General features: G+C 40.0%; 29 protein-coding genes and 2 tRNA genes. 11 read left to right on the top strand and 20 right to left on the bottom strand.

Going from position 1 to position 26,806, the window contains the following annotated elements; genetic code table 11:
• Positions 1–24 precede the first annotated feature (24 nt).
• Entirely contained in the window at positions 25–1,788 is a 1,764-nt protein-coding gene (locus ACILP5_RS05705; RefSeq protein WP_395617690.1) for a M61 family metallopeptidase, read from the top strand.
• On the opposite strand, the gene ACILP5_RS05700 is transcribed toward ACILP5_RS05705, so the two are convergent.
• Entirely contained in the window at positions 1,785–1,988 is a 204-nt protein-coding gene (locus ACILP5_RS05700) for a hypothetical protein (protein WP_395617689.1), read from the bottom strand. The two genes, ACILP5_RS05705 and ACILP5_RS05700, sit on opposite strands and share 4 nt — an antisense overlap.
• Positions 1,989–2,020: 32 nt before the next feature.
• On the bottom strand, positions 2,021–2,458 hold the full coding sequence (locus ACILP5_RS05695) for a peptidylprolyl isomerase (RefSeq protein ID WP_395617688.1): 438 nt from the start codon (positions 2,456–2,458) through the stop codon (positions 2,021–2,023).
• A 74-nt stretch (positions 2,459–2,532) separates the two neighbouring features.
• Between ACILP5_RS05695 and ACILP5_RS05690 the strand changes: the two genes are divergently transcribed.
• Positions 2,533–3,276, top strand: a complete 744-nt coding sequence (locus ACILP5_RS05690; RefSeq protein ID WP_395617687.1) for a tetratricopeptide repeat protein — start codon at positions 2,533–2,535, stop codon at positions 3,274–3,276.
• Here the strand turns inward: ACILP5_RS05690 and menD are convergent.
• The 6 genes from menD to ACILP5_RS05660 form a co-directional block, all read right to left on the bottom strand.
• Complete coding sequence (gene menD, locus ACILP5_RS05685) at positions 3,262–4,869, bottom strand: 2-succinyl-5-enolpyruvyl-6-hydroxy-3-cyclohexene-1-carboxylic-acid synthase (RefSeq protein ID WP_395617686.1); 1,608 nt, start codon at positions 4,867–4,869, stop codon at positions 3,262–3,264. The genes ACILP5_RS05690 and menD overlap by 15 nt on opposite strands.
• Before the next feature lie 33 nt (positions 4,870–4,902).
• Complete coding sequence (locus ACILP5_RS05680; RefSeq protein ID WP_109323139.1) at positions 4,903–5,766, bottom strand: RNA polymerase sigma factor RpoD/SigA; 864 nt, start codon at positions 5,764–5,766, stop codon at positions 4,903–4,905.
• 60 nt (positions 5,767–5,826) lie between these two features.
• The gene (gene pnp, locus ACILP5_RS05675) at positions 5,827–7,980 is read right to left on the bottom strand and encodes a polyribonucleotide nucleotidyltransferase (RefSeq protein ID WP_395617685.1); all 2,154 of its coding nucleotides are present in this window, start codon (positions 7,978–7,980) and stop codon (positions 5,827–5,829) included.
• Between the two features lie 116 nt (positions 7,981–8,096).
• Positions 8,097–8,372, bottom strand: a complete 276-nt coding sequence (rpsO, locus tag ACILP5_RS05670) for a 30S ribosomal protein S15 (RefSeq protein WP_395617684.1) — start codon at positions 8,370–8,372, stop codon at positions 8,097–8,099.
• A gap of 74 nt (positions 8,373–8,446) precedes the next feature.
• On the bottom strand, positions 8,447–9,886 hold the full coding sequence (locus ACILP5_RS05665) for an LptF/LptG family permease (RefSeq protein WP_395617683.1): 1,440 nt from the start codon (positions 9,884–9,886) through the stop codon (positions 8,447–8,449).
• Between the two features lies 1 nt (position 9,887).
• Positions 9,888–10,280 carry an START-like domain-containing protein gene (locus tag ACILP5_RS05660; protein ID WP_395617682.1) on the bottom strand — a complete coding sequence of 131 codons (393 nt, stop codon included), beginning with the start codon at positions 10,278–10,280 and terminating at the stop codon, positions 9,888–9,890.
• Between the two features lie 146 nt (positions 10,281–10,426).
• Between ACILP5_RS05660 and ACILP5_RS05655 the strand changes: the two genes are divergently transcribed.
• Positions 10,427–10,500 (top strand) — tRNA-Met (locus tag ACILP5_RS05655).
• A gap of 33 nt (positions 10,501–10,533) precedes the next feature.
• Positions 10,534–11,001 (top strand): deoxycytidylate deaminase, encoded by a 468-nt coding sequence (locus ACILP5_RS05650; protein ID WP_395617681.1) that lies wholly within the window; start codon positions 10,534–10,536, stop codon positions 10,999–11,001.
• 161 nt (positions 11,002–11,162) lie between these two features.
• Here ACILP5_RS05650 and ACILP5_RS05645 read toward each other — a convergent pair whose 3' ends face one another.
• Positions 11,163–11,675, bottom strand: coding sequence for a peptidylprolyl isomerase (locus tag ACILP5_RS05645; RefSeq protein WP_395617680.1), 513 nt, complete (start codon positions 11,673–11,675; stop codon positions 11,163–11,165).
• 98 nt (positions 11,676–11,773) lie between these two features.
• On the opposite strand from ACILP5_RS05645, the gene holA reads away from it, so the two are divergent.
• The gene (holA, locus tag ACILP5_RS05640) at positions 11,774–12,820 is read left to right on the top strand and encodes a DNA polymerase III subunit delta (RefSeq protein ID WP_395617679.1); all 1,047 of its coding nucleotides are present in this window, start codon (positions 11,774–11,776) and stop codon (positions 12,818–12,820) included.
• On the opposite strand, the gene ACILP5_RS05635 is transcribed toward holA, so the two are convergent.
• The gene (locus tag ACILP5_RS05635) at positions 12,817–13,554 is read right to left on the bottom strand and encodes a hypothetical protein (RefSeq protein ID WP_395617678.1); all 738 of its coding nucleotides are present in this window, start codon (positions 13,552–13,554) and stop codon (positions 12,817–12,819) included. The genes holA and ACILP5_RS05635 overlap by 4 nt on opposite strands.
• 137 nt (positions 13,555–13,691) lie before the next feature.
• Here ACILP5_RS05635 and ACILP5_RS05630 point away from each other — a divergent pair.
• A tRNA-Lys gene (locus ACILP5_RS05630) sits at positions 13,692–13,764 on the top strand.
• Positions 13,765–13,849: 85 nt separating this feature from the next.
• On the opposite strand, the gene bamE is transcribed toward ACILP5_RS05630, so the two are convergent.
• The 3 genes from bamE to ACILP5_RS05615 are packed head-to-tail and all read right to left on the bottom strand — an operon-like array spanning position 13,850 to position 14,909.
• Entirely contained in the window at positions 13,850–14,101 is a 252-nt protein-coding gene (gene bamE / locus ACILP5_RS05625; RefSeq protein WP_395617733.1) for an outer membrane protein assembly factor BamE, read from the bottom strand.
• A gap of 52 nt (positions 14,102–14,153) precedes the next feature.
• Positions 14,154–14,618 carry a hypothetical protein gene (locus tag ACILP5_RS05620; RefSeq protein ID WP_395617677.1) on the bottom strand — a complete coding sequence of 155 codons (465 nt, stop codon included), beginning with the start codon at positions 14,616–14,618 and terminating at the stop codon, positions 14,154–14,156.
• Between the two features lie 33 nt (positions 14,619–14,651).
• Positions 14,652–14,909 (bottom strand): hypothetical protein, encoded by a 258-nt coding sequence (locus ACILP5_RS05615; protein ID WP_395617676.1) that lies wholly within the window; start codon positions 14,907–14,909, stop codon positions 14,652–14,654.
• A 497-nt stretch (positions 14,910–15,406) separates the two neighbouring features.
• Between ACILP5_RS05615 and ACILP5_RS05610 the strand changes: the two genes are divergently transcribed.
• Positions 15,407–15,889 (top strand): DUF3237 domain-containing protein, encoded by a 483-nt coding sequence (locus tag ACILP5_RS05610; protein WP_395617675.1) that lies wholly within the window; start codon positions 15,407–15,409, stop codon positions 15,887–15,889.
• Between the two features lie 85 nt (positions 15,890–15,974).
• Here ACILP5_RS05610 and ACILP5_RS05605 read toward each other — a convergent pair whose 3' ends face one another.
• The 6 genes from ACILP5_RS05605 to ACILP5_RS05580 all read right to left on the bottom strand — a co-directional run bounded on the left by ACILP5_RS05605 (position 15,975) and on the right by ACILP5_RS05580 (position 22,248).
• Complete coding sequence (locus ACILP5_RS05605; RefSeq protein WP_395617674.1) at positions 15,975–17,120, bottom strand: PQQ-dependent sugar dehydrogenase; 1,146 nt, start codon at positions 17,118–17,120, stop codon at positions 15,975–15,977.
• On the bottom strand, positions 17,095–17,388 hold the full coding sequence (locus ACILP5_RS05600) for a DUF3817 domain-containing protein (RefSeq protein WP_395617673.1): 294 nt from the start codon (positions 17,386–17,388) through the stop codon (positions 17,095–17,097). The genes ACILP5_RS05605 and ACILP5_RS05600 overlap by 26 nt, the downstream gene beginning before the upstream one ends.
• 35 nt (positions 17,389–17,423) lie before the next feature.
• Positions 17,424–18,044, bottom strand: coding sequence for a pyridoxamine 5'-phosphate oxidase family protein (locus ACILP5_RS05595; protein WP_395617672.1), 621 nt, complete (start codon positions 18,042–18,044; stop codon positions 17,424–17,426).
• Positions 18,045–18,093: 49 nt separating this feature from the next.
• Positions 18,094–20,595, bottom strand: a complete 2,502-nt coding sequence (locus ACILP5_RS05590; protein ID WP_395617671.1) for a LamG-like jellyroll fold domain-containing protein — start codon at positions 20,593–20,595, stop codon at positions 18,094–18,096.
• Position 20,596: 1 nt separating this feature from the next.
• On the bottom strand, positions 20,597–21,262 hold the full coding sequence (locus tag ACILP5_RS05585) for a hypothetical protein (RefSeq protein WP_395617670.1): 666 nt from the start codon (positions 21,260–21,262) through the stop codon (positions 20,597–20,599).
• A 269-nt stretch (positions 21,263–21,531) separates the two neighbouring features.
• Complete coding sequence (locus ACILP5_RS05580; RefSeq protein WP_395617669.1) at positions 21,532–22,248, bottom strand: DUF4197 domain-containing protein; 717 nt, start codon at positions 22,246–22,248, stop codon at positions 21,532–21,534.
• Between the two features lie 209 nt (positions 22,249–22,457).
• On the opposite strand from ACILP5_RS05580, the gene ACILP5_RS05575 reads away from it, so the two are divergent.
• The 3 genes from ACILP5_RS05575 to ACILP5_RS05565 are packed head-to-tail and all read left to right on the top strand — an operon-like array spanning position 22,458 to position 25,028.
• The gene (locus ACILP5_RS05575) at positions 22,458–23,828 is read left to right on the top strand and encodes a M20/M25/M40 family metallo-hydrolase (protein WP_395617668.1); all 1,371 of its coding nucleotides are present in this window, start codon (positions 22,458–22,460) and stop codon (positions 23,826–23,828) included.
• Positions 23,825–24,628, top strand: a complete 804-nt coding sequence (locus ACILP5_RS05570) for a ThuA domain-containing protein (protein ID WP_395617667.1) — start codon at positions 23,825–23,827, stop codon at positions 24,626–24,628. Before ACILP5_RS05575 ends, ACILP5_RS05570 begins: the two co-directional genes overlap by 4 nt.
• Positions 24,629–24,674: 46 nt before the next feature.
• Positions 24,675–25,028, top strand: a complete 354-nt coding sequence (locus tag ACILP5_RS05565) for a hypothetical protein (RefSeq protein WP_395617666.1) — start codon at positions 24,675–24,677, stop codon at positions 25,026–25,028.
• Here the strand turns inward: ACILP5_RS05565 and ACILP5_RS05560 are convergent.
• Complete coding sequence (locus tag ACILP5_RS05560; RefSeq protein ID WP_395617665.1) at positions 25,017–25,973, bottom strand: zinc-dependent alcohol dehydrogenase family protein; 957 nt, start codon at positions 25,971–25,973, stop codon at positions 25,017–25,019. The genes ACILP5_RS05565 and ACILP5_RS05560 overlap by 12 nt on opposite strands.
• Positions 25,974–26,047: 74 nt before the next feature.
• On the opposite strand from ACILP5_RS05560, the gene ACILP5_RS05555 reads away from it, so the two are divergent.
• On the top strand, positions 26,048–26,806 hold the full coding sequence (locus ACILP5_RS05555; protein ID WP_395617664.1) for a glucose 1-dehydrogenase: 759 nt from the start codon (positions 26,048–26,050) through the stop codon (positions 26,804–26,806).

The following is a 26,806-nucleotide window of genomic DNA, read 5'->3' as shown; positions in this document are numbered from 1 at the left end:
ATCTATTTCACAACAAAAATAATTATGAATTTAAAACTACTATTATTCGGTGTTTTACTATCCTTTTCTACTCTAGCAGGACCTATCAAACACCAAATCAGCATGTCGGAGCCCTTTTCTCATTATTTTGAGGTAAAAACGACAGTAGATGTTAGCAAGGAAACGAATTTCATAGATCTTAAAATGGCTGCTTGGACTCCTGGCTCCTATTTAATCCGCGAATATGCAAAAAATGTGGAGTCTGTTTCGGCAGAATCGAATGGTAAAAAAATGGCTATATCCAAGATCAATAAAAATACGTGGCGTGTAGCATTGACGCCTGGATTGAAGCAAATTTCGGTGCATTACCGCGTTTACGCTTTTGAAATGTCAGTACGTACGTCGTTTTTAGATGATACGCATGGCTACATTAATCCTGCTAGTGTATTGATGTATGCCCCTAAATTTGCTGCTCAGCCTCAGGAATTGACCATTATCCCTTACAAAGATTTTAAGAAGGTGTCAACTGCGATGAAAAATGTAGGTGGATTTAATTATGTGGCAAAGAACTTGGATGAATTGATCGACTCCCCTATTGAAATAGGGAATCACAAGGTTTGGGACTTCAAAGTGAATAATATTCCACACCAAATTGCCTTTTATGGTCCCGCTAAAGTGGATTCTGTGAAATTCTTAGCTGATGTGCAGAAGATGGCGGAAGAAGCCCAAAAAGTGGTAGGAGAACATCCATGCGATCATTATCTATTCATTATTCATAATTTAAATCGCGGTGGTGGCGGTTTAGAGCACTTGTATTCGACGACCTGTCAAGTCACTCGTTCAAGCTATGAAACGCCGAAAGGGTATCAAGGTGTATTGAACCTGTTAGCGCATGAATATTTTCATTTATGGAATGTGAAGCGTATTCGTCCTAAGGCTTTGGGACCATTCGACTATGAAAATGAGAACTATACACACAATTTATGGTTCTCAGAGGGTATCACGAGTTATTATGCAGATGTGATTAATCAACGTACGGGAATGGTTTCAACAGCGGATTACATCAAAGGATTAGGCGATGATATTTCTGGTGTAGAAAATACCCCAGGAAATCAGGTGGAGTCTGCAGCTGAATCAAGCTGGGACGCTTGGATTAAGTATTACCGTCCGAATGAAAACTCACGCAACGCATCGGTGTCCTATTATGACAAAGGGGCTTTATTAGGCGGAGTTTTAAATATGTGGATCATACAGCAAACTAAGGGAACTAAATGCCTTGATGATGTTTTCAAAATGTTATACCAAACCTATTATTTGAAAGCTGGGCGTGGCTTTACTGATCAGGAATTAGAAGATGCCTTCTCTAAAGTAGCGGGAACTTCAGCTGCTGAGTTCTTTAAAACGCATATTTATGGGGTTCAGATGCCAGCGTATGCTAGTATGTTCAAAGCGTTTGGTTATCAATTCACCGATGCGAATTTGTCTAAAACTATTCCTTATATAGGGGTTAGTATTGCGGGTGGACGTGTTATATCCCTATACAAAGGAGGTTCTGCCTATGTGGCTGGCCTGAATGTAGGAGATGAAGTATTGAAAGTAAATGGGGCTGATTTCCCAGGAATCGATAAATTATTAGCAGATAAGAAACCTGGTGATTCGTTAGTGTTTTCTGTAAGAAGAGATGGAATGGAGCGTACCTTCCTAGTGGCAGTGCAAAAAACACCTATGAAGGCTTTTGTGATTGAATCGGAGGCTAATCCATCGGAAGCGCAATTGAAATTGCGCCACAAATGGTTAGGAGGTAATTAATAGGTATGTTTTGCCATTTCGGCATACATATTTTTAAAGGTCTGTAAGACGAAATCTTGAAAGGAGGAGCTGGATACCAGCTCCTCTATTTCATTTTGGGAGGAAAAGTCCATCACGGAATATTTGTAACTCTGCTCTAGGTGCGGAGTCTCGAACTTCACAATGTATTTCGAATTCCACTCAAAAAGGGAGATTCGCATCTGTGGATGGGTTATTTCCTTGATAAAATGCATTAGTCTTGAATGATTTTAACGCTTTGGATCTTATCTCCTTCGCGTACTAAATCGATTACTTCTACTCCTTCGATTACTTTACCAAAACAGGTGTGTTTGCGGTCTAAGTGCGCCGTATTGTTACGTGAGTGGCAAATAAAGAACTGAGAACCACCTGTGTTAGGTCCACGATGTGCCATCGATAAAACGCCACGATCGTGGAATTGATTATTTCCTGTTAATTCACATGGAATCGTGTAGCCTGGGCCACCGGCTCCAGTTCCGTCAGGACAACCTCCTTGGATTACGAAATCATTAATCACGCGGTGGAAAGTAATACCGTCATAAAAGCCTTTTTCAGCTAAATCAATGAAGTTTTTTACGTGGATAGGTGCATCCTCTGTGTAGAATTCGATTTTCATTAACCCTTTATCGGTTAACATTTCTGCGTATGCCATAATTTTACATTTAATTAAGCCACAAAGATGCGAATGAAAATTGAATTATTTAAATTGAACTTTCTTTTAGCCCTATGAAATACCTCGTATTACTATTTGCTTCTCTATTTTTAATTAATTGCTCTACCACGACAGATGATGAAAAGCGCGAATCTAGCGACTTCTTCTTACGTGGAAATGCAAAATGGAAGGAAAAAGAGTATCATGAGGCTATCAAATGGTATTCTGAGGCAGTAAAAAAGCGTCCTGATTTTTCGGATGCCTATTATAATCGCGGATTAGTTTATCAGATTCTCGAGAAAAATGAAGAAGCATTAGTAGATTTCTCCAAGGCATTTGCCTTGGATGATAAGTTTGCACCTGCCCTCTTTAAAAAGGCAGAAATGCTTCAAACACTTCAGAGATTTGATGAGGCTGTTCCTGCAGTGGATGAACTGGTGAAATCTTTCCCAGATTCAGCCGCAAATTGGACCCTAAAGGGAGATATTTTACTACAAAAGGAGGATTTATCGGGTTCTCTTTCTTCTTATGACCGATCTTTAGCTCTTGACTCGACTTCCATTGAAACCTTGATTAATAAGGGTGTTGTACTTCAGGAGATGAATGAAATCGATTTAGCAGAAACTGTTTTCAAGAAGGCTTTAATGTCTGGAAAATACCAGGATCTTCTAAATAATAATTTAGGTTACCTTGCAATACAGCGTATGCAATGGGATTTAGCGGCTGCTTATGTGAAGAAAGCACTGGAGAAAGATCCTAAGAATGAGTTATATTTAAAGAATTGGGCCAAAATTCAGGCCAAATCAAGCCTTAAATAAGGACATATATCGCTTCAGTTCAGCCGCGTTTTCGATGGAATTCGTGTGAATTTCTAAGAGTGAAGCTCCCTTATTGTTGAAAAAGGCATTCAGATCTAATTCTTTCTCGTTGTTTGCGGAGAAATAGGTGATTTTAGCGTCTTTTGCCGTATTTTCAGCTGTAAAACTTTGCTGAGTTTCCATGAATTTATCCAGCTCTGGTAGGTCTTTTGCACCCTCTAGATTACGGAATATTCCCCCGCCCCCATTATTGAAAACGATAATGCGTAGATTATATGGAATGTAGTTGTTCCAAAGGGCATTTCGATCGTACTGAAAGGCCACATCTCCAATGATGGAGATGCAAAGTTTCTCTGTTTTTTGGGCAGCTCCTATGGCCGTACTCAGGCATCCATCTATACCGCTGGTACCTCGATTTGAGAATACTTCTGTTTTAGTAAATTTCGCCAAAGTCCAATTAATGTACCTGACAGCCAATGAATTAGCCACATGTACTTCCGTCTCTTGTTTTTCAATGGCCTCAGTAATTGCTTGGTAAATATGGATTTCAGTCCAATTTTTTTCTGCAAAAAACGCTGATTGCTTTTCTTCGATAGCTATATTCCAAGCCGTCCAGTTTTTAGATGTCCAGTTTACGCCTGCGAGAAAGTTTTCAGCGCTCGTGTTTATTACATGGCTTAAACACAAAAAGGGATCCGGTTTTCCGATGGGATTAGGATGGATGAGCCAAGATTGCTTCGGTTTATGCGTCCGTAAAAACTGCTTAATTCGCTTTGAAACAAATGATTTGCCGAAATGGATATGCAAATCAGGCTGCAAAGCTGGCCAGGCCGACTCATTGGCTAATATCAAATCATGCGCTATCGTACTTCCACAGTTTGACGTTGCATCCCCTATGACTGGAATCCCAAAGGCAGACAGCATCTCGAAAATGGAATTATCTTCCATTTGACCCACCGTCACGAGTATTTTCTCTGCAGATGCAATCTCTTGATTGAAATACGTAAAATCCACTTTATTCTTTGTGCTTTGTGCTTTGTGCTTTGCCAGAGTTTCATTTTGGAAAATAGCTGAGCTATTTTCCAAAACAAAACCTGGCTCCGGGTAAAACGGCTCACTAATCGGCACATTTATCTGAACAGGTCCTTTCGGTTCTGCCATGGCAGTCATTGGTGCAACGGTACAATCATCCGTTTCAAAATCATAAAAGGCCTTAGAGTGATTTCCAAAGAGGTTTTCTTGGTAAATCGTCTGTCCATCCCATTGTCCAATCCATTCCTTCGGGCGATCTGCCGTTAAGACGATTAATGGAACCTCTTGGAAGAAGGCTTCTACTACCGCCGGAGCAAAATTCAAACCAGCTGAGCCAGAGGTACAGCAAAGGATGACAGGACGACCCGTTTTTAAGGCAATTCCTAGGCCAAAAAATCCAGCTGAGCGTTCATCTGAGATTGAATAGCATTTAAAACCGCCGTGGCGGGTTAGAGCAATCATTAAGGGGGCATTTCTGGATCCAGGGCATATAACCGCCTCATTTACACCTTGTTGGTATAAAGAGTCTACTAGTTCGATGATGCCTTTTGGAAATGCCATAGCAAAAAAAAGCCTCGTGAGAGGCTTTAAAAATTATCCAAGATATGTTTTTAGTGCTTTGCTTCGAGAAGTGTGTCGTAAACGACGGATCGCTTTCTCTTTAATTTGTCTTACACGCTCACGCGTTAAATTAAATTTCTCACCGATCTCCTCAAGAGTCATTGCGTGTTCGCCATTTAAGCCGAAATACAAAGTAACTACATCTGCCTCACGTTGAGTTAAGGTAGATAAAGCGCGTTGTACTTCACGACGAAGGGAATCGTTAATCAAACCAGAATCTGGTTTGTCTTCAGAATCGTTCTCTAATACGTCTAAAAGCGAGTTTTCTTCTCCTTGAACGAAAGGTGCATCCATAGAGACGTGACGACCTGAAATCTTCAACGTATCTACTACTTCACCCGTAGAGATCTCTAAAACCTCTGCTAATTCTTCTGGAGATGGCTCACGCTCAAATTTTTGCTCTAATTCAGAAAATGTTTTTGAAATCTTGTTCAAAGAACCAACTCTGTTTAAAGGCAAACGTACGATACGAGATTGCTCCGCTAAAGCTTGAAGGATCGATTGACGAATCCACCAAACTGCGTATGAAATGAATTTAAATCCACGTGTTTCATCAAAACGTTGTGCCGCTTTGATCAAACCTAAGTTTCCTTCGTTAATTAAGTCACCTAAGCTAAGACCTTGGTTTTGGTATTGTTTTGCAACGGATACCACGAAACGAAGGTTCGCTTTCGTTAAACGCTCTAATGACAATTGATCCCCATCGCGAATCTTCTGCGCTAGGATTACCTCTTCATCCGGAGTCAATAAATCGACTTTACCGATCTCTTGAAGGTATTTGTCTAGAGATTGACTTTCCCTGTTGGTAATTTGTTTGCTAATTTTTAGCTGTCTCATAAGATCTTACAACAGAATGAAAGCGTCGCGCACGAATGCGCAACGCTAGGATATACTAAATTATTCAGCTGAGGCTGCTGGAGCCTCTGGTTTTTCTGGCTTAGGTAAAAGAACCTTAGCAGATAAACGGAATTTGCCCGTTTTCTTATCTACTTCGACTAATTTAACCTTTACTTTATCTCCTTCTTTGAAAACACCGTCCATCGTGTCGATGCGATCCCATGAAATCTCAGAGATATGTAGTAAACCATCTTTACCCGGTAAAAATTCCACAAAAGCTCCGAATGCTTGAATATTCTTTACTTTTCCTTCGTAAACCTCTCCTACTTCAGGAACAGTTACGATGCTTCTTACCATGCTAACTGCTTTTGCCATTGCGTCTCCGTTAGAAGAGAAGATACTTACATATCCACCATCTTCTTTTTCTTCGATCGTAACAGTTGCCCCTGATTGCTTTTGGATATCTTGAACTACTTTACCACCTGGTCCGATTACCGCACCGATTTGGTCTTTCATAATCTTGATAACTGTCGCACGCGGAGTTTGAGGTTTGAAATCTTCTCTAACCTCTGGCATCGCTTTCTTCATCTCGTTTAAGATGTGTAAACGACCTTCTTTTGCTTGAGAAAGTGCTTCCGCTAAAACTTCGTAAGATAAACCTTGTACTTTGATGTCCATTTGGCAAGCTGTGATACCGTTTTCAGTACCTGTCACCTTAAAGTCCATATCTCCTAAGTGATCTTCATCCCCTAAGATATCTGATAATACGGCGTATTTTCCAGTTTTTGAATCAGAAATTAATCCCATCGCGATACCTGAAACGGGCGCTTTGATTTTTACACCTGCGTCCATTAAGGCCAAAGTACCCGCGCAAACTGTCGCCATTGAAGACGAACCGTTTGATTCTAGGATATCAGAAACGATACGTAACGTGTAAGGGAAGTCTTCCATTTTAGGTAAAACTTTTCTAATCGCACGCATTGCTAAGTTACCGTGACCTACTTCACGACGACCTACCCCACGGTTTGGTTTAACCTCACCTGTAGAGAAGCCTGGGAAGTTGTAGTGCAACATAAATTTGTTGTACCCTTGTGTCATCGGTTGGTCTATGATTTGCTCATCCATTTTCGTACCTAAAGTAACGGTAGTTAAAGATTGAGTTTCACCACGAGTGAAAACAGACGAACCGTGAGGAGTAGGTAAATAATCTACTTCACACGTGATTTGACGGATTTCATTCAATTTACGACCATCTAAACGGTAGCGCTCTTGCAATACTAATTGACGAGCTGCTTCTTTTTCGATGTCATGTAAATAATGCTTCGCTAAACCGATGTTCACCGCGTGATCTTCCGGTAATGAAGCAATAAATTCGTCTACAATCGCCTTGAAACCAGCTTTACGCTCGTCTTTCTTCGGATTTGCTAACTTAGCTACCGCTAAATACTTCTCGTAGTAGTTTTTCCACAATTCAGCACGCAACTCTTCGTCGTGTGTTTCGTGTGAGTAAACACGTTTTTCTGTTTTACCACAAGCTACAGTCAATTCATTCAATGCAGCGCATTGTAATTTGATAGCGTCGTGTGCAATACGTAAAGCTTCTAGCATTTCGGTTTCAGAAACTTCGTCTCCTTCACCTTCAACCATTAAAATATCGTTTGCGTTTGCTGCAACGATTAATTCTAAGGAAGCACCTGCTAATTCGCTTACGCTCGGGTTTACTTTATATTCACCGTTGATTTTCGCTACGCGAACTTCTGAGATAGGACCATTGAATGGGATATCTGATACGGCCAAAGCTGCAGCTGCCGCTAAACCGACAAATGCATCTGGTAATACTTCTGAATCTGCTGAGATCAAGTTGATTAAAACTTGCACATCTGCGTGGTAATCATCTGGAAAAGTAGGGCGCAAAGCGCGATCTACTAAACGAGAGATTAAGATTTCATAATCAGAAAGGCGTGCCTCTCTTTTTAAGAAAGATCCTGGGATGCGTCCGTTAGACGCAAATTTTTCTTGGTAGTCTACTGATAAAGGAAGGAAATCTACTCCTTCTTTGGCCTCTTTGTTAGCCACTACAGTAGCTAACAACATCATATTTCCTGACTTAATAACGACAGCTCCGTCCGCTTGCTTGGCTAATTTGCCTGTTTCAATCGAGACTTCTTTGCCGTCTGGCATCGAAATATGCTTTGTAATGATGTTAAATGACATACGTTTTTGAATAAATTTCACGCAACCTCGCGTGATTTAAGTTTTGTTTGAACGATTCAAACGTTTACAGCGGGGAAATAAAAGAGGGCTCCATCGAAATGAAGCCCTTTTTTTTCTTATTTACGAATACCTAATTCCGCGATAATCGCACGGTAACGTGTGATATCAGTACGAGTTAAGTAATCTAATAAGCTACGACGCTTACCTACTAACTTTAAAAGTCCTAAGCGTGTGCTGTGGTCTTTCTTGTTTTTCTTCAAGTGCTCAGTCAGATAGTTGATTCTGTACGTGAATAACGCAATTTGCGACTCAGCAGAACCAGTATCGATTTTAGACTTTGCTTTCCCTTTTGATTCGAAAATTTCTTGTTTTTTCTCAGGTGACAAATACATCTTTTACCAGTTTAAGTTTTAAATAATTATTTAATTTGCAAAAGTACTCTTTTTATTGCTAACAACCAAATGAATTATTCAGCTGTTTTTGTGCGTCCTAATCTAGTGCGGACTCTATCCCAAACTACCTTGTAGAAGTCTGTTTCGAACAAGCGAGAATCAGCTAAGGAGATCTTGAGGAAGTAGGCACCAATGATTGCCAAAATTAAATTAGCAAGCCACGCTCCTACTTGTAATACCAAGGCTCCTTCTTTGGCCATCTTATCACCTTGCTGAGTAAGAATATACATTAATATAAAGAATGAAACCGCAACAACAACTGGTACACCGAATCCTCCTTTCTTAATAATGGCTCCTAGCGGCGCCCCAATTAAGAACATGACTAAAATAGACATGGCATTAGTGAATTTGTGATGCCATTCTAGATTCGTTTTGTTTAATTTAGTTTCAAAGTCTTCTAAAAGTATTTTATTTGTTTGTGCCGTAGAAATCATATTTTTCGCCTGTTGACCTGCCATATCATAGGGCGAGGATTTACTATCTTTATATCCCTTCTGTAAACGAGGCATAATCCAATCGGTTTTCTTAAAGAATTGCAAGGTTTGCTTGACAGGCGTCATGTAGTAAAGAAAATTAGTGGCAGCACTTTTTAAAAATCCGATCTTAACTTCTGAAATCTTATTAATAAGTGAATCGGCATCATCTGCTAACTGGTTATTGTTTCGCATGATCTCATGATGAGCGAATTGCTGCTCATCCGTTTTGTGGAGATCAAATACCGCAAGAGACATGACTACCTTACTTTTTTTAAATTCGTGCACTGCTAATTCAGTCGGATTCACCGCAGAACCTTGTTCAGCATCTTCTAAGTAGTCTTTGCCATTAAATAATTCAAACACTAAATAGCGCTTGTTCATAATCGTATACATCAGCGCAGAATCTGCTAAAGTAACGTGACGATTCCCATCATTGTGCGTGTGATCATAAATAATCAAGTTCTTCAAGGTCTTATTGTCTGGATATTTTTTGCCCACTTTAATAGAATATCCGGTCAAATCCATGTAAAAGATACCTTCCTTTATATTAAGAGTCGTTTTAGTCGTTTTAATGTCATATAAAAGGCTCCAACCCTTGATATTTGCCCACGGTAAGGCAACATTCATAAACCAAAACATGAAGAGGCTTAAAAAGATTGAGACGGTTAAAATAGGCCTCATGATTCTAAATATGGATATCCCCGCACTTTTAAGTGCTGTCAACTCAAAGTTTTCTCCTAATTTTCCAAAGGTCATCAAGGATGAAAGCAATACCGATAGTGGCATGGCTAAAGGAATCGTAATTAAGGAGAAGTAGAAAAAAAGCTCAACGTAAACAAAGGCGCCTAAATCTTTACCGAAGAGATCAGCAAAATAAAATAACACTAAACGCAAAAGGAAAATGAAGATGACAACGAGTAAGGTCAAAAAAAACGGCCCCAAAAACGCCTTCAGCACTAATTTGTCAATTTTACGCATCCTAGCTTCCGACTATCTCTTTTAGTTTGTCTATTAAATAATCCCATAAATCAGCGGCATCGGCATCTGATTTAAAGGTCGAGGCTCCATCTATAATGGTCAAATAAGTTGTATTTGATACTTCACTTACGTCAAGGCTCATTTCAATTATATGCTTACCAGGCTCAGAATCCCCCTTTTTAAAGTCGAATTTAACGGATTTGTTTGCCTTACCTGGTAAAACTGTCGCGGGATGGTTTTCATTATCCCAATAGAAATGTAATTCAGAGCTTCCACGAACAATTACTTTGTCAGCAAACCATTGTTGTAATCCAGATGGACTACTTAGATAAGGATAAAGCACCTTCGGAGATGCTTTTACCTCATATTCAAAAGTATAAGGAGTTTGTGACATAATTTCTAGGGATTTATTATTTGTAAAACTACCTATAAACAAAGGTATTAACTCTGAGCTAATTCCCAAATCCTGCGCAAAATTAATAAGTATTGTGAAAATATTTGTGTTCTACGGTCGGAACGCTTACCTTTGCGACATAATTTGGCGGGGTAGCTCAGATGGTTAGAGCGTTGGATTCATAACCCAAAGGTCGGCAGTTCGATTCTGCTCCCCGCTACAAGAAATCCCTTTTTGGGATTTTTTTATGTCTATGAAAAAGCCCTCGTTTGATGTGATCTTTATGGAACTGGCTCAGAATCTGGCGCTTCGTTCCCATTGTACTCGTGCTCAAGTGGGATGTGTATTAACGAAAGATACGCGTATCATTTCCATCGGCTATAATGGTCCTCCTGCTGGAACTCACAACTGTGATGACGAATTTGGGGAGGAAGGTTGCCCACGTGATTCGAAAGGAAGTTGTTCACTTGCCTTACACGCAGAACAAAATGCCATTCTATATGCCTCTAAAAATGGCGTATCCGTTGAAGGATCTACTATTTACGTGACCTTATCCCCTTGCATTTCTTGTGCGCGTATTATTTACAGCATGAAAATTAAAAAGGTGATTTATTTGAATTCTTATGCGGCCTACAAAGGACTAGCTTCTGATGAGGGAGTGGATTTCTTAAGGAAGTTTGGGGTGGATGTGGTGGCTTATGCGGATCTTCAATCTTCTTAAAGCATAAAGCATAAAGCACAAAGAATAAAGTTGGAATTAAAAAAGGGATCGAATTTCGATCCCTTTTTTAATGGTATTAGAAACAAAAAACATTTCATAAAACATCGCCGAAGGCGAAGCGATCTTTATTCTTTATGCTTTGTGCTTTATAATCTATGTTTTTAATGATGCACCCCACCCTCTCCGTGCACGTGGCCGTGAGCGATTTCTTCTGGGGTAGCTTCTCTGATTTTTAAGATTTTGCCCTGGAACATTAAGGTTTTCTCTGCTAAAGGGTGATTAAAGTCCATGGTAACGGTTTCACCTTCGATGGAAACCACTAAACCCTGCATGCGATTTCCTTGGTCGTCTGTCATAGGGATGAAATTCCCTATTTGTAAGATGTCGTCTGCGGATTGATCTTCGGCCTGGAAAATGGATTTTGGTAATTCAATGATGGCATTAGGGTCCACGTTACCGTAAGCATCTTCAGCGGAGATGCTGAAATCAAAGGTATCGCCTTCGTTTAGTCCCAAAAGGTTCTCTTCAAACGCTTCAGGAAGGCCACTAAGGCCGTGGATGAAGACCATTGGTTCTTTTTCGTCTACGATTTCTACGACATCTGGTTGTCCGTCTTCGTCTGGAAAAGCAAGTTGGTAAGAGATGAATACAACGTTATTTTTTGCAATTGGCATGGTTTGAGCTATTTTTTTGCCTGCAAACCTACGGGAAATACTTGAGATATTTTTCCATCCCTTTGGTTTTGCCTATTTTTGTTTAAATTAATTAACACATGCAACAGAGCGCTTCAGAGGTTTTAAAGGATATAAAGCAGAAAAAACTGGCTCCTATTTATTTGTTGCATGGCGATGAGCCTTATTTGATTGATCAATTAGTGGAGGCTTTTGAGAAGCAGGTGTTGCCGGAGGATCAGCAGAGTTTTAATCAATTTGTACTTTTTGGCAAAGATCATAGTTTAGGATCTATCATTGCGACTGCGCGTCGATATCCGATGATGGCTGAGCGTCAGGTCGTGATTGTGAAGGAGGCGGCATTTATTGAGGCGATGGCTAAGGCGAAGGAAAATGCGAAGACCAAAGATGATGATTTAAAGGTTTGGGAAGATTATTGTGCAAATCCGACACCCTCTACCCTGCTTGTTTTGACCGTAAAATCCCTGCTTTCTGATAAATCAAAGGTGTTTTCTGCGTTAGTGAAGCATGGGGTGATTGTAACTTCGAAGAAGGTTTCGGAGGATAAACTAGGTGCTTGGTTAGTGGATTATTTAGGCCAAAGAGGGGTAAAAATTCAGCCCGCTACCGTCGAATTGATGGTTTCCTATGTAGGAGCAGATTTATCTCGCATGGCACATGAGGCAGATAAATTAGTAGTGAATGTGCCAGCTGGTTTCGAGGTGGGAGCTACGGAAGTGGAGAAATATATCGGGATCAGTCGGGAATACAACTATTTTGAGTTGCAAAAAGCGATCATCCAGCGCAATACAGAGAAAGCTCAGAAAATAGCCTTTCATTTTGCAGAAAATACGAAGCAAAATCCAGCAGCACCCATGCTGGTGCTATTATTTAACTTCTTCTCAAAGGTCTTACAAGTCCACGATGTGGGAAATGTCTCCGACGGGGAGATTGCAAAGCTAATTGGAGTGAATCCTTATTTTGTGCGTGATTATACGACAGCGGCGAGAAATTACCCTTTAGCTAAAGTCGTTCGCATTATTGAGGCCATTAAAAATGCAGATTTGAAGGTAAAAGGGGTATTGGGAAGCGCGGAAACAGATCGTGAGATTATTTTGGACTTAAGCTTCCAAATCTTGCACCTTTAGTTAATTGGCAAAAAGTCGTCCTCTTTCACGTAGCCTTGCTGGCTTTCGATAATACTATACACCCAGATATCGCGGGTAAACCAGTAATTTATTCTATTTCCCTTCTTTAGAAGGCGTTCTACAGGCGCTGCGGAGGATGGGAAGTCGCGCATGTAGGATTTCTCTTTGGTAATTATCCCATAATTTAAAAACCCGGGAAAATTCGCAAATAAGCCTATTATTGCGATATATAGGATTAAATAGGTAAATTGGCTTTTTCGAATTCGTCTTTTCTTAAAGACAGAGTAGGTCAAAATACTAGCTCCATACAATGCAATAAGGAGTAGGAAACCGAGAATCCAAGGGAAATATTTAAAGTACAACCAATAGATTTGATCCCATAAGCTCATTTCGAAGCCATTCAGGCCTTGCTTCTCTCCTATTTCCTCTAAACGTTTCGAGATTTCAGGTCTTGCGTTCGTAGCTTGAATACTGGATAAATAGTATAATTCCTTCAACCAATCATTTTTCGCTTTCGCGATATAAGCCAGTTTTAATTTGATATTTTCAGTTTGGTTAGGTTTGGTCTTTAAATGGGACACGTAAATTTTCTCTGCACTCAAAAGCCTATTCGCTTTAAACAAAGAATCTGCTAATGCGAGTTGATTTCTATCTATTTGGCTATAAGCCCTTTGGCCAAAACCCAAAAGAAAAATAAACAGAAATGTGATTTTATTTAGACGAATGACTTGCATTATTTAAAAAAGGGTGCTAGTTTTGCACCGCAATAAGGGGAAAAAGTTACTCTTTTGCAAACGAAGGTCAACCAGTGGTTGAACTTCCTTTCGGTTCCAGAGTGAACCATTTTACATATACAAGCCTCGGCTTGAATGATTCCGTAGCTCAGTTGGTAGAGCAATACACTTTTAATGTATGGGTCCTGGGTTCGAATCCCAGCGGGATCACTTATAGAAATAAAAAAACACCGTCAGAGAAATTTGATGGTGTTTTTTTATAAATATACTTTATTCCAAGTAGCAATAGATAGAATTATAGTCCACTTTGGCCTTTTGCCAAAACCTGGCCATTGGAGAATGTAATGGTTATAATATCCATTCCATCTTGCCAAGTAATTACTTCTGAACTTATATTCCCGCCATAATCACCTAAATCTACGTTAGAAGATGCCTGCGATTCTCCTTTACCAAGTATAGCTTCAACTTGTGAAACTGTCATGCCATTTGAAATTTTTTCATAGTTTTCCTTATTTACTTTACTTGTGCAACTAAATAGGCAAAACATAAATGTTACCAGGATAATGATTGATTTTTTCATTTATTATATTTTATTTTATTTAAAGTAACATTTCTAATCCTCCACCGAAGAAGAACCAAAGTAAAATAATAAAGAATATCACATAGAATATCATATTATTAGTTTGACTCTTTTTTAATTTTTTTATGTCTTCCTCCGAGATTTCATAGCCCTCTAAACATTTTGTAAGGAATTCCATAAATTCATCAATATTTTTCTTTGCTTTCAAAATGCTGTCATCATTCGTCATTCCGCCTGTAGACTTTGATACTTCTAATTCAAATATGCAGATATCTTCGTCGGTATTTTGAAATCTGAAATCCATATGCTGACTTAGGAATGCTCCTTTTGCTTCAATTCGCATTGAATTCAATGTTTCATTTTGGTTCATAAAAACATATGTTGGAAGTTTTTCACACAAGTATTTTATTTTATTTTCAACATCCTTTTTTGGAAAATTAAGTGTGAATAACTGTCTTGGTGTTGCAATTGCATTGTTGCTCATAATTTTAATGGTTTAACTTTAGTTTTTTAATAACTAGCACTTGTGGATTAAATTCCCTGATTTTAAAATGTCCTCTGTCCATATTTCATTACTATCACATTTTGGACAGCAGAAATTATCTTTTCCTGAATTGCCACATGACTCACAAGTTGGAATCCATTCAATTTTTTGAATTCCTAACATTACTTTCCAATTAAATGCTTGTTTAGCACTTTGTTTTACCGATTGTTTTGTCATTTCGCCAAAACCCAAGATTTGGCCACATGAAATACATTTAATATCTACTTTCATTACATTAAAATTATGATTTGGCTACTCATTTGGCTTTTCGCTTCCGCCCCGTTTTTTATTGTGATTCTAGCTTCACATTATTAGTTTCTTCAAAAAATTATAATATTTATTTTTTAAAATCAATTATTTTATTGAATAATTATTTAACGGTATATTCTTAAATCAAATTATTCTTTAGGTTATTATTCAAGTAATCTCCATAATACTTCTGAGCATAGGATAATGCTTTTCGATGCCCAGCGAGGTTCAGTTAGAACCAATCGATCTAACCTTTACATAGCGAAATATCATACAATTCCAGACTATTTCTACATCCATCCAACTTTTTCAAGTTTTAAATTTTACATAAATTGAAATAATTTAAATTTCTTAAGATCAACAATAGCCTCAGAGAAATCTGAGGCTTTTTTTATGTCTCAATTTGAGAAAAATGAAGAATTGCTATTTTTAGTTTCGAAAAGATATTTATATTAGGGCTTTATTTAACCCAAAAACTCATGAAAAAATTACTATTGGCTCTAGTTTGTGCTTTGTGTCTTAGCCTTCCTTCGGTTGCGCAAGAATTGAAAAGCAAATTGCTTTTTGAAGTAACATTTAATCTAAAACCTGGCGTAGAAGTCGGACAAACTTTGGCCGGAAAAAGAACCATATATCCGGTGAAGGATGGCTTTTTTGAGGGTCCTAATCTTAAAGGGAAAGTATTACCTGATGGGGCTGATTGGTTTCTTCAGTTAAATGAAACTTCTAATAAAATTGACGTAAGGGTTACTTTACAAACGAATGAAGGTGAAAATATTTATGTGACTTATCAAGGATTTTTGAACTTAAACGCTGATGGGACTTATTATTTTAGAACAACACCCTATTTTGAAACGAGCTCTAAAAAGCATGCTTATTTGAATAATATTGTAAGTGTAGGCGTAGGGACTATAGTTAAACTAGGAGAAACAGTCTCTTATAAGGTGTATCAAATTTTGTAATTAGCAGATAATGAAGCCCCAGAGATATTTGGGGCTTTTTTTATGCAATTACGGTTAATTCATTTTTTCCCACACTACTTTTGAACTACTTAGCACTCAACATTAACAACCTCCCCCCATCTTCCACACTCACGTAAATTTTACCACCAGGGCCCATTTTTACATTTCGTATGCGGCCGTTATTTTCGAGTAAAATAGTCTCATTGCTCGGTACTCCATTGATCATTTTTATCATGAGTAAATGTTTCCGTACAAGGCTTCCCATGAGTAAATTGCCATTCCAATCTTTAAATGAAGGGTGATTTATAAAGGTTAAACCCGATGGTGCGAATGCCGGAGTCCAACTTTTTAGTGGTGCCACAATTCCAGTTGCATTATGTCCGTTGCTAATGGTTGTTCCATTATAATTAATGCCCATGCTATACAAAGGCCAACCGTAATTTTCTTTTGCTTGAACACGGTTAAGTTCACAACCACCACTAGGTCCATGTTCATTTACAAAAAGTTGATTTGTTTTAGGGTCAAAAGCCATTCCTTGCGGATTACGGTGACCATAACTGTATAGGGTGGAACGCGCAGTTTGGCCTGGTAATAATGGATTATCAGCTGGTATACTTCCATCCAGATTCATGCGATGTATTTTACCCCACATGGAAGTTAATTTTTGGCTATTTTGATGTGGACTTGTTGCCCCGCCAAGGCTTCCTCCCCCTCCTTCTCCCACACTCCAATACAATGTACCATCCGTTCCAAAGGCAATTCGACTCCCATAATGGCCATTCCAGGTCGAAGCCGATTCAGTGGTATGTAAGACCTGCCAGTTGCTCGCAGCGGTTCCATTTAAAGTGAACCTTGCCAGCACAAGAAAGCCGCCTGAAATGCTATACGTGGTATATACACTTTTGCTAGAGGCATAATCCGGAGAAATAGCCACATCTAGTAATCCTCCCTGCCCTGCAGCTGAAATATTTGTTGGTAAGCCTGAAATGAGTGTATTGCTTTGCGTAGTCGGGTCAAACAAGCGCAATGAACCTGTTTTTTGGGTAAACAGAATAGTGCCATTGGGTAAAAAATCATAGCCCCAAATTATCCCCTGATTGTTTAACAGCGTGGTGACCGTAATTTCAGGAGCACCAGTTAAAGGAGCAGTAACAGGTTCATCCTCTTTTGAACATGAAACAACAAATACAATTGCTAAGATCCAATTACCTAAATAGTGCTTTATCCGCATAAAATGTGCCAAAAGGTATGAGTGAAGCTAAAAAAGCACCGACTATTTTGGTAAAGTTCCATCGATGAATAAATGAAACTTGAAGTACTAAAACGACGTAAAGAACAAAAAGAATTCCGTGTGCTAAACCCACCACGTAATTAGGCTGCGGCATACCATACTTGTATTTTAAAATCATCGTAAAGCCTAAAAGTAAATACGAACAACCTTCTAAAAAGGCTACAATTCGTAGTCGTCCTAATGCCGTTTTCAATAAATTATTGACCATTGTATTAATTATGAGGTAAAGTATTTACTGCTAATTTAAGGAATCATCCATTGAAAACTTCCATCGGTATAATCAAAAAAAGCCCTTCTATGCCCCGCATGATTCAACCACAACCAATCGATGGAATGTACTTGGATAGAAACAATGCCAAAGTTAGAATAACCCATTTCACTTTCGGCTAAAGTAAAGTTTTCTTGCTCTATTTCTTCAGAAAGCCCGCTGGTAGGAATTTCCGCGAAACTAGAAGGACTGTGAAGCGTTAAGTAACACCTACGGCTAGAGGAGGTAGTATTTTTCCAGGCCTCAGCCGTTAAGTCGTTCTTATAATGCAATACAGCCTTTCCCTTCACTCGTAGTTGAATCCGATCTCCGGCATCATAAAATAAAGCGCTAATCGATGGATTTAGGGATAGTTCTTTCCACTTAGGACTTCGAATGTCGGTGTGAAATCGTAATTCCCTTTCTTTGGCCAAAGCCTTACGCAAAACCACTGTCCTTAAACTTATTTCTCCCTTATCCATCGTGGCGACGCAAGGGGTATGAAAAGGGTTCCTGCTTTTAACGGCACCGGTAACTAAACGTACCCAAATATCTTGCTCTAAGTCCTCTAGACTAAAGTTGATTTTTTCGGTGTTAATCTGGGTACTGTTTTCCATTTTGGTAAATTAAAATTTCAATTGAATATGATCCTCAAAATGGGTGCATTTACAATCCATAATTCCCCCTAAGGACTGTAAAATTTGTATTTATTTCATCTGCGCTCAATGCTCTGTTATAAACACGCATACTGTAATAGGTACCAGGACAAGCATCAGTGAAGGAGGTGCCTGCATTGGTATGTCTTGCACCAAAATAAAGTCCATTCGTACTAAGTCCTCCAGAAGGTGCAGTGAATGTGCCAGTTGAAATGCTTACTCCATCCCTATACAAGGTGTAGCTTGTTCCATTAACCACAAAATCCCATATATGAACTGTATTAATACCGGATACAGAGATGCTTACAGGCCCAGTAGAACTACCCAAATTTAGGGTGGTGTTTGAAAGAAAATAGGCTATATACCCTCTTCCGGCATTCCATGATTCATTCCCCCATAATGTAGCCCAAAAGGTAGATGGATTCAAGGAACATGCAACACTTACTGTAAACGTACTGGATAAATTATTTGGCAAAGAAATATATGAAGTTGATGAGGTGGTATATCCACCACCATTAGCGGAAGTATACGTAGGAGACCCATTTAAGGTTGCATTATTACCATTACCTGAGGCATCAGTCCAGGTAGTTCCTGAACTTGGAGGACTGATTAAATTTGCTACAAGACCATCCTGAATAATACTATATCTTATTTTAGTATTGTTGAAATTTTGTGATATGTCAGCAGCCGACAATGCTTTATTATATATTGCTGTAGTTGCTATTTTACCTTGCCAATAAAACCCTTCTGGTGAGGTGCCTGAACTAGCCTCGGCTCCTACAAAAATACTATTGGATGCGTAAGTCATAGTTTGATTAGCACTTCCATGATCATCCGTACTAGCTAAACTACCATCAATGTATAATTTTGCATACCGACCATCAAACGTTGTAACAAAATGATGCCATCCGCCAAAATTACTAACTGAAGCAGACGGAATTAAATATTTACCACCGGCATATATATAACTATAAAAAGTTCCATTCCAAATATTATGGGAATATCCTCCACCTTGTGTACAAGATAAGGCACATTTATAACTTGAAGATGTACCAGCATTCCAATTATCGGCATTTAACCATTGTTCTATTGAAATAGCAGTTGATGGCTTTAAACTAGCTGTATTTACTCGAGAGGCGTATTGAGTCGTGCCGTTGAATGTAAAAAACCCATTTGCATTATAGGTGGGTGAACCAACTAAAGTAAAATCCGATACGTTAGTAGTTAAATCTTTAAATGTAGCTCCGGTTCCTTGATACGATTTGATATTAGCAGGATCTAAACGAAGTACTAGACCATCATTTATGTAATTATTTGGCTTTACGAGCATTCCTAAACGTAAAGTAATATGATTTGTCCATAACGTTGGTAAAATTCTAATGGACTTGGTAAAAACATTCGATGGGAAATTCAGTCTAACATCATCTAATGAATTACTATTCACAGTCGCGTCTGTTAAAACTCTAGTCCAGGGAGCGCTTCCCGTTAAAGAAGTTTCAACATGTGCTCTGGATACCCATTGTCCTCCATTGTTTGCCCTTCCTTGAACAACAACTCCTTTTACATAGGCAGGTTCATCATAATTCAAGGTAATCCATTGATTCACATCATTTGATGCAGCAGCCCAGCCTAACCGCGTATTGTTTAACCAAGGCGTATAATGATCTTGACTAAATGTTGTTTCACCAATCCATGCACTTGATATTCCCCAATACGTTGGATTCGAATTCGTAGATGGGCTATGAATCGTATAATCAAATTCGTCTTTTCGGGTCTCGTATTCGGATAAAATCTCTTTATCCGTCAACGGTAAATTATGGATTTTAAATTGGGCCAAATGAAAATTTCCATAGTTGCCTGCTCCCATATTGGTAGTTTCTCCCGCTCCAATGGCATAGTTTTGACTGGTGGGTGGTATTTCTCTTGCGCCCGCTTGAGTGCCTTGTAAAACCCCATTTAAATACCCTTTTACCGAAGTTCCATCATAAACTAAAGCGATGTGATGCCATTGATTTAAAGATACAGCTGAGGAAGATGTGATGATGGGTCCATTCCAAATTCGATATTTGATGAAACCATTTAGAATTTCAACATTGGTCGCATGCCAACCACCACTCGGAACTTGTGAATCTAACTCGCTGACCACAACGCCGGTGGCTGTCAATGGGTAGAACCAAAAGCTCATGGTAAAGCTCCTTTGTGTGCTCGTATTGACTGATTTGAAATAGGTTCGAATGTTTGGCGTAGCCAAATATTGATTGGATCCATTGAAAGAAATAAAACCCAACGAATTCATAAAAATAGGTGAATTATACAAGGAGGGATTACCTGAAGAAGTTCCCGCTAAATTAGTGGCTGTTGTGGCTCCTCTGGTGAATCCAGCTGATTTTGAAAAATCATAATTCACTACCAAATTATTCTTTGGCAATAAAGATGTCTGAATGGGTAAACCCATTTGTGCTAAACTGTAAAAGGAAATTAGCGTTAAGATTAAAGCAATTAACTTTTTCATATTAATTACTCATTTCCCCTGTCACAATAATGCTGTTGCCACCCAAGTGGAGGATACTCACTACTGAATATTGACTTGCCGTCTTACTAAATCCTGTACGATTTAAATAAGTACCTGAAAAGGTAATTTGCCCCGCTCCCATTTGAACCACCGTGCAATTAAAGCCAGTTGGTAAACCAGTTGGTATCGTTACTGTAATGGCTGAAGCGCCTGTGGATTGAATGACTTTACCATTATCTGCTGCAGTTATGGCGTAATTAGCAGTGATGGATGCCACATTCGCCGTGAATCCAGAAATAGAGGATGTATTCGAATTACCTCCTATAAGTGCGCCAGTCGTCGAAATGTTTCCTAAAGAATACGAAATGTCATTTCCCGAACGTGTCCAATTACTATTTACGCGTGTCCATGTGGGAGATACGGAAGTTCCTGAATTTACATAAAAACCTGTTTCTGAATCTGTTTGATACACTAATAAACCGGTAGCTGGGGTAGTTATTGCCGCACGCTGAGCCGCTGTCATTCGAGGAATAAGCAATCCTTTATCGGTGGATGCGATTTCTAGTTTAGCTGAGGAGTTAGGTGTAGTTGTCCCTATCCCTGTTTGGGAGAAAGATTTAACTGAAACCAGTAGCAAAACAATAAACGACCAGAAAGTTAGTTTCATCCTAAAATTTAAAACACCACATCAAATGTACTTGGCTTGGTATTTATTTCCAAAATTATTTATTCACTAACCTTTGGGATTTTTCATTTATTAAGTGGACCAAATAAGTGAATGGCAACACCACCATCCAACAAAAAATGGACATGAAAAAGATATCAGTCAAGAAACTACTGAGGCTGATGACGGGGTCAGAATCAATAAGACCTAAGACAATGGTAATGGATAAGGAAATTAGATAGCTAATTGAAAGGAGTTTCTTGATTTTCATTTTACTTATTGAATACCCGCTTCAACAAATCAGTCGTTCTCGCCAAAGGATTAGCCCGAATATCTTTCTCTTGTTTTGCTATTTCGCTATAGATTCCTTCCATGGCTTTTTCAGTCACATACGCACTTAAATCAGGATTGATCTTTTTATTGCTAAATGGGATGGCATTGTAGGCCGTGATGGCCTTTTCCCAGTATTTTGTGGCATTTACTTTGTCTAAAGAGGTTTTGACGATGGGATTAAATGTCGATTTTAATTGATCCGTGGTTTTTGAACGTAAATAAGTTGTAGCAGCTATTTCGTCGCCACGCAAGATGTTAATTCCATCGGTGATGGACATCTGCTTGATCGCATTCACAAAAATTGGTGCTGCGGTGGTCGAGGCATCTTCTGCGGCCCGGTTTAAACTAAGGATCAAATCATCAGCTAATTGATTTAAGCCAACGCTTCTCAGAGTGCTTTCTACTTTTGCTGCTTCAGGTGGCATTAAGATTTTCAATGCAGCATTTTTAAAAAAACCGTCCGGTTTAGCTAGGTTTGTGCACCCTTTCTCCGCGCCTATTCTCAGCGCTTCTTTTAAACCATTGGCGACATCGTCTGAACTTAAGGATGAGCCACCTGATGAGACAATTTCAGTGGCTTTTTTAAGTAGACCTTGGAAGGATTGAGCTTTGGCATTAATAGAACAAAGCGTTAAGAGAATTAGTAGTTTTTTCATTTTTTAAAAATTTCAAAGTTCAAAGCAAAAAGTTCAAAGTTGGAATCCCCTACGGGGATGACTTAAGGAAATATTTCCTTCCGACTTCGGACTCACTCCCTCCGGACTACCGGATACCGGATACCGGATACCGGATACCGGATACCGATTACTATCCACCAATTTACCGAATAATTACTATCTTTAAACACACTTTTTATTAAATGACTATGAAATTACGTTTCCTCCCTCTCCTATTACTTCCCCTATTTTCTAGCGCCCAGGCAAACACAGACTCCCTCTTCATTAAGAAGATGTCAGATGAGATTATGACAAACGGGAAGGCCTATGACTTATTGTATGAGTTGACCAAAAAGATTGGTGGTCGATTAGCCGGTTCTCCGCAGGCACAAAATGCGGTGGTTTGGGGTAAGAAAAGTTTAGAGGCTATCGGTGCGGATAAAGTGTTTTTGCAGCCGTGTAAGGTGCCTAATTGGAAAAGAGGTGGGAAAGATTTTGCAGCGATTGTGGGGGTGAATGGGGAGGCGAGAATGCAGCCTTTGGCGGCTTTAGCCTTAGGAAATTCGATGGGATCGAATGGATTAATTGAGGCAGAGGTTGTTGCGGTGGCTAGTTTCGAGGAATTAGAGAAGCGCAAGAACGAGGTGAAGGGTAAGATTGTGTATTTCCACAGTATTTTTGATCCGACGAAGATTCAGACGTTTAAGGCTTATGGAGAGAGCGGTGTTTTTCGCCGTTCTGGTGCGAGTAAAGCCGCGAAATATGGGGCTGTTGCGATCATGATTCACTCGTTAAGTACGGCGCCGGATAATGAGCCGCATACGGGTAGCATGAGTTATGATGAGGCATATCCAAAGATTCCAGCGGTGGCTTTAGGCCCGGATGATGCTCAGCTATTGTATTCTTTGGCCAAAAAAGGAACCATCAAAGCCCAACTACAAACCTACGGTTTCTTCCTTCCAGACGCAGATGACAACAATGTGATCGCCGAAATCCGCGGATCCGAGTTCCCAGACCAATACATCACCTTGGGCGGCCACTTAGATAGCTGGGATGTAAACGAAGGCGCACACGATGACGGCGCCGGCATCGTCCAAACCATGGAGGTATTGCGCGTCATGAAAGTCTTGAACTACAAGCCTAAGCGCACGATCCGTTTCGTCTTATTCGCAAACGAGGAAAATGCAGCGCGTGGTGGAAAGGAATACGCAAACCAAGCTAAACTTAACAAGGAGAACCACATTTTTGTCATCGAAAGTGACGAAGGCGGCTTCACCCCTCGTTCGATCGGAATTACTGCCCCTCCGGCTCAATTCGCTCGATTCCAAACCTGGACTCCCCTATTGAAACCCTACGGATCTGAGATTACTTTTGGCGGCGGCGGTACGGACATCGCCCCGATGGCAGACATCAATAAGCAATCCATCTTAGCTGGACTTATCCCAGATAGCCAACGCTATTTTGACTTACATCACGCGAAGACGGACGTATTCGAAAACGTGAACAAAAGAGAACTACATTTAGGCGCCGTGAACATGGCAGCCATCATCTATTTAATTGATAAATACGGCGTAAAATGAGATTAACGACATTATTTCTGCTTTTTGCTTTCGCGACTTTTGCGCAGAAGACTACTTATTCAGTTCTTGTCTACACGAAAAATGGCCCTGGCTATGTGCACGATAACATTTCGTCTGCCGTGGCAGCTATCCAGAAATTAGGCGCTGAAAAGCGTTTTAAAGTCGAGGTTTCGGATAATCCAGGGGTATTTGAGGAACAGAATTTGGCCAAATACAAGCTCATCATCTTCACCTCCACAAACAACGACGTCTTCGACACAGACACTCAGCGTCTCGCTTTCCGCCACTACATCGAAGCCGGCGGTGGATTCGTAGGTGTCCACTCCGTAACAGGCACAGAACGCAAATGGGACTGGTTCAAAATGATGGTGGGCGAAACCTTCACTTGGCACGCAAAATTCCAACCTTTCTCCGTCATCAACATCGACCCCGCACACCCATCCATGAAAGGCGTGCCCACTAAATGGACAAAAGAAGACGAATGCTATTTCGGCGCGGAACTCTACCCAGGCATCAAAACCCTACTAATGCACGATGTTTCCACCTTAGATCAGGCTCAAAAAGACTTAATCACAAAACACAAGGGCATCTACGGCCGCTATTTCCCAGCAGCCTGGACCCAACACTTCCAAGGCGGCCACATCTGGGTCACCACCCTAGGCCACGCAAAGGAAAACTACCAAGAACCTACCTACCTAAACCACTTGTGGCAAGGCATCAACTACATCGCTGGCCAAGTGAAGGGGATCGATTACTCGAAAGCTATATCACAAGGTAGAGATGAGGGGTTGAAGTTTTAATGGATTTCTTTTTCCTTTTTTTGGGAAAAATACCCATTTTTGCAACATGATTAGAGTATTATTCCTTTTAGTAACCTTCGTGTTCGTCTTAAATTCGTGTAAAAAGTCTTCCGCTGAGGTAGCTTCTGAAGTACGCGAGTTGTGGTTGCAAAATCTTCAAAAAGAGCAAGTTACAGGCGTCAGTGTTCTCGATGTTTCTCTCATTCAAAAGAGCGATTCGCTCTATACCGGAGTACTTAAAACGAAAGAACCTGATGGTACTTTTATCTATAATTTAGAGGTAATTGTCGCTGGAGATAAGCTCTCTTACGAAGTTATAGGTGATGGTATTCCGACCGACGGCCGAAATACCCACGAACCCGATGACCAGCCTGCTGAGCTGGACTCCTTACACCAATAAAATTTTTCCGGTTCTCCCCTGTTTTTGATAAGCAATTAATGCCTCTTTGAACTGAGCTAATGAATAAGTAGCTTGAATATCTACTTTTACGTCGTGTTTCAATAAATGGGTGAAGACTTCTTTAATAGCCTTCTGAATTCCTTCATTGCCTAGTTTCTCCCACCAAGAGCTTAACCACCAGCCTTCTACACTGAGGTTTTTAAAGATTAATAATCCAGAATTCAACGGAATCGGTTCGAGGCTTAATAGGCCAAAAACAAGCATCTTTCCACCTGGTCTAAGGCAAGTCAAGGCTTTGGCCCCCTGATCCCCTCCTACCGCATCGAACACATAGTCCACTCCTTCTGGGAATATTTCTTTTACCTTCTTTGTTAAACTTTCTGTCGCTACATCGATCACAGCTGTCGCACCTAAATCCAATAAGGTCTGCTTCTGATCCTGTCTTCTCACCGTAGCAATGACATGAATGCCCCGCATCGCCGCTAATTGAATGACTACTTTACCCCAAGCCGAGGCCCCAGCCGTGATTAACAAAGTACCTCCTTTGCCTAATCTGGATGTCTCCAACATACCATAAGCAGTAACTGGATTCACAAAAGCTTGACAAGCTACCTCATCCGACATTCCATCCGGAATGGGAATTAATCCTGCATCCGATACGCAAGTATACTCTTTCCAAGTACCGATTGAAGTAAAAAGCACGCGAGTTCCTGCAGGGAACTTAGTCGATTCCTCCACTACACCCGCTGCCTCAAAACCAGCGCTACTAGGTAATTTAGGAGTGATGCCATATAGCCCTTGGACAAACATGACGTCAGATGGATTGATATTGCGAGCTGTGATGCGAATGAGTGCTTCTCCTTTAGCTGGAGTTGGCTTTTCGATTTCTTCTAGTTGTAATACATTTTCAGGTAATCCGGTTTCGTAGAATACGACTTGTTTCATGACGTCTTTTTTCAGGTGGTGATAGCGTAAATTACCATATTATTTTTTTAAATTGTTTAAAAATAGACTAGAATATGCAGGCATTTTCATTGAAGAATCAAGTAGCCCTCATAACGGGCGCTAGTAAAGGAATAGGTTTTAGTATTGCGGAGTTTTTTGCGGAGGCTGGAGCAAAGGTGGTGATTAGTAGCAGAGACCAAACAACATTGGATTTGCTGGCCCAGGAATTACGCGCTAAAGGATATGAAGCGACGGGTATTGCCTGTCACGTGGGGAAGATGGATCAGTTAGCTCACTTAGTTTCGGCGACGATTGCTACGTATGGCCAAATCGATATTCTAGTGAATAACGCGGCGACGAATCCGACTTTTGGCCCTATTCACGATACAACGCTGGACGCATTTGATAAGATTATGAATGTGAACCTGAAGGCTCCATTCGAGTTAATGCGTTTGTGTTTACCTCATTTACAGAAATCTTCGAATGCCTCTGTGATTAATATTAGTTCTGTGGGTGGTATATCTCCTGAGCCAGGGCTGGGTATCTATAGTGTGAGTAAGGCGGCGCTGATTTCGATGACGAAGGCTTTTGCCAAAGAATGGGGCGACTTCAATATCCGCGTGAATGCGATTTGTCCGGGCTTGATTAAGACGAAGTTTTCAGAGGCGCTTTGGTCCAATGATAAAATCCTACAACATACGTTGCGTCAATTACCCATTAAGCGGATAGGCACGCCCGAGGAAATCGGTGCTACCGCTTTATACCTTGCCGCACCAGGAGCATCCTACACGACTGGCGCAGTCATCACCGCTGATGGCGGCTTAACTATTTAA

The sequence above is a fragment of the Aquirufa sp. genome (assembly GCF_044239315.1).
Classification (GTDB): Bacteria; Bacteroidota; Bacteroidia; order Cytophagales; family Spirosomataceae; genus Aquirufa.
Note: the sequence above shows the minus strand (reverse complement) of the source record. Positions and strands in the feature narration are given on the sequence as shown.